This window comes from Streptomyces capoamus, from assembly GCF_014654935.1.
Classification (GTDB): domain Bacteria; phylum Actinomycetota; class Actinomycetes; order Streptomycetales; family Streptomycetaceae; genus Streptomyces; species Streptomyces capoamus.
Map to the genome: position 1 here is coordinate 60,149 of NZ_BNBF01000027.1, position 2,748 is coordinate 62,896.

Genomic DNA, 2,748 nt, shown 5'->3' on the forward strand with positions numbered 1-2,748 from the left:
AGGAGGCCAAGGAGATCCTGGAGAAGGGCGACACGCTCTTCGCGCACGGCATCGTCCAGGGCAGCGAGCGCGCCGAGCTCCTGCACGACCTGCACCTGCTCACCACCAAGCCCTTCCTCTACGTCTTCAACGTCGACGAGGACGAGCTGGTGGACGAGGAGTTCAAGAACGAGCAGCGCGCCCTGGTCGCCCCCGCCGAGGCGATCTTCCTCAACGCCAAGCTGGAGGCCGACCTCGCCGAGCTGGACGAGGAGGAGGCCCTGGAGCTGCTCCAGTCCGTCGGCCAGGACGAGCCCGGCCTGGCCACCCTCGCCCGCGTCGGCTTCGACACCCTCGGCCTGCAGACCTACCTGACGGCCGGCCCCAAGGAGTCCCGCGCCTGGACCATCAAGAAGGGCGCCACGGCCCCCGAGGCGGCCGGTGTCATCCACACCGACTTCCAGAAGGGCTTCATCAAGGCCGAGGTCATCTCCTTCGCCGACCTGGTCGAGGCCGGCTCGGTCGCCGAGGCCCGCGCCAAGGGCAAGGCCCGCATGGAGGGCAAGGACTACGTGATGCAGGACGGCGACGTGGTGGAGTTCCGCTTCAACGTGTAGCGGCTCACATGGCAGGGCACCGCTGATCTGGCAAACATGCGGGTCAGATGGGGTCCATCCCCTCGGGGGTGGGCCCCGAAAGTGCCCTGCGGATGACGATCGATTGTCCCTGCATACCCCATTCGGTCGAACGCGGGTTCGCATATTCTTGACCGTGACGACGACCTGGATGCCCTTCAGGTCTCCCAAGGCCCGCGTGTCCGAGTCGGTCGCGGTCACGGCCGACGTGGTGACCCCGGTCGAGAAGTCCCCGGAAGCACCCACATGCACGGTCGAGGGTGACCCTCACTTACCCGACCACGGACCAGGTGATCGCCGATCCCGCGCCGGTCGTCGTCCACAACCCGGAAGAGGTCTCCCAGGCCGCCATCGGTGAGATCGTCGATACCGTCGTGGACGCCACTCAGGTTGAGGCCAAGGCCGAGTCGACCGAGATTCCCGCCTAGGACGTGCCGACCGTTATCGAGGCTCAGGGCGAGGCCCCGACAGACCGGCCCGCACCGTCCGAGCCAGACGCTCAGCCGGTTGACCCCCCGGTGGCACGGCAAGAGGACGCCGGAGACGCACAGAGCGATGTCGTCGATCTCCAAGGCGGTGTCGGCGAGGGCCCGTCGCGTGAACTCGCGTGCTGCGTGCGCCGATTCGGCCTGGGGGTGGAACACCTCGGCCACGCTCACGCCAGCGGAGGCAGAATCTCTGTTCGTCATGGTCTTCATGGCGTTTCCCTCGCTGGCTGACGGCGGTTTTACCGGATGGGAGTCCAGCGTTCCGCGTGAAAGAGGTGCGGGCCACGGCATCCATGAGTCAGTGTTGGGACATCTCTTGGACATGGGACACGCGCCATGATTGAGAACAGCAGGAGCCGGGGAAGGGGGCCTACATGAGCCTTGCCGACAGGCGCAAAGCTCGGGGCTTAACCCAAGAGAGGTTTGCCTTCGCGGTCGGCGTCGATCGGCGCACCGTGGGCCGATGGGAGCGGGGCAAATCGAAGCCCCAGCCTCCCCACCGGCCAAAGGTCGCCGAGGTGCTACAGATGGACCTCGATGAACTCGACGCCCTGCTAGACCCGGCTGCAGTTCTGCCCGAGCCGGAGGGGGTAGTGTCGAGCGACCACCACGTCCCAGGGGACACAGAAGAGATGATCCGACGCGAGTTCCTGCGCCTCATGGCCGTCTCGGGCGCGCTCGCCGTCGTGCCGATGGACGATGCGGACGCCTTGGCGGAAGGCGCAGTACGGGGCGGCACCGACGACTTCGAGCGCATGAACGACCACCTTTGGCAGGTCTATCAAATCGCCCGCGCCAAACACTCAGTGCGTCCCATCGTTCAGTCCCAGCTCGAAGCCTTGAACGACGCGCTTCGGGGTGGTGGGGGCCGAGCCGACGCCCTTTGTCCCGCTGCGGGCGATCTGTTTCAGCTCGCCGGGGAACTGGCCTTCGATGCCAACCGCTACTGTGACGCGACCGCCTCGTACTCCCTGGCCGCCAGCGCGAGCAAGGAAGCCGGCGCCCACGACCTGTGGGCCTGTGCCCTCATTCGCAGCGCTTATGTGGACCTTTCCGAGAACCGCTACCGGCGAGCAGCGGAGACTCTCGGAGCGGCACGGCATGTCGCCCTTCGTGGGGACAGCTGTCTCTCGACGCGGCATTGGGCAGCGGCGGTTCAGGCTGAGGCGTATGCGTGGCTGGGCGACTTCGACGCCTGCGAGGAGGCGCTCGACGAGGCGGAAAAGGTGTCCAACCTTGGTGGTGAGGTCTCCAACGGTGGATGGCTGCGCTTCGACGGCTCCCGGCTGGCCGAGGAACGCGGCGCCCGGTACTTGCAGCTCAACCGGCTCGGCCTGGCTGAGGCCGCTCTCAAGGACGCGCTTCGACTCAAGCCTCTTGCCCCTGGCCGCTCGTTCCGTCGCCGTGGCGCCGTGCTCGTCGACCTGGCCGCCATCGGAGCCAAGAGGAAGGACTCCGAGCAGGTAGTGCAGTACGGACTCGAAGCCCTCCGCCTGGCTCGCGAGTCCGGGTCCGGGTACGTCGCCCGTAGACTCCAAACCCTGACTGCCGAGCTGGGTACCTTCGGGCGCGACCGGCGCATCGCCGAGTTGAAGGCCGAGATCGGCACCCTGACGGCATGACGAGAGGGGATGGGATGACGACCG

At 67.0% G+C, this 2,748-nt stretch carries 3 protein-coding genes; all 3 read left to right on the forward strand.

Annotated features, from left to right (window positions below; genetic code table 11):
- Nucleotides 1-596, forward strand: a 596-nt coding sequence (locus IE312_RS42775) for a DUF933 domain-containing protein (protein WP_229900687.1), incomplete at its 5' end; no start/stop codon positions are given.
- A 308-nt stretch (nt 597-904) separates the two neighbouring features.
- Complete coding sequence (locus tag IE312_RS32030) at nt 905-1,042, forward strand: hypothetical protein (protein WP_189985754.1); 138 nt, start codon at nt 905-907, stop codon at nt 1,040-1,042.
- Nucleotides 1,043-1,476: 434 nt separating this feature from the next.
- On the forward strand, nt 1,477-2,724 hold the full coding sequence (locus IE312_RS32035; protein WP_189985755.1) for a helix-turn-helix transcriptional regulator: 1,248 nt from the start codon (nt 1,477-1,479) through the stop codon (nt 2,722-2,724).
- The last annotated feature ends 24 nt before the right edge of the window (nt 2,725-2,748 follow it).

What these genes read in the sequence shown, in the direction of transcription:
- IE312_RS32035 (WP_189985755.1), top strand. Translation starts at nt 1,477, where the DNA reads ATGAGCCTTGCCGACAGGCGCAAAGCTCGGGGCTTAACCCAAGAGAGG.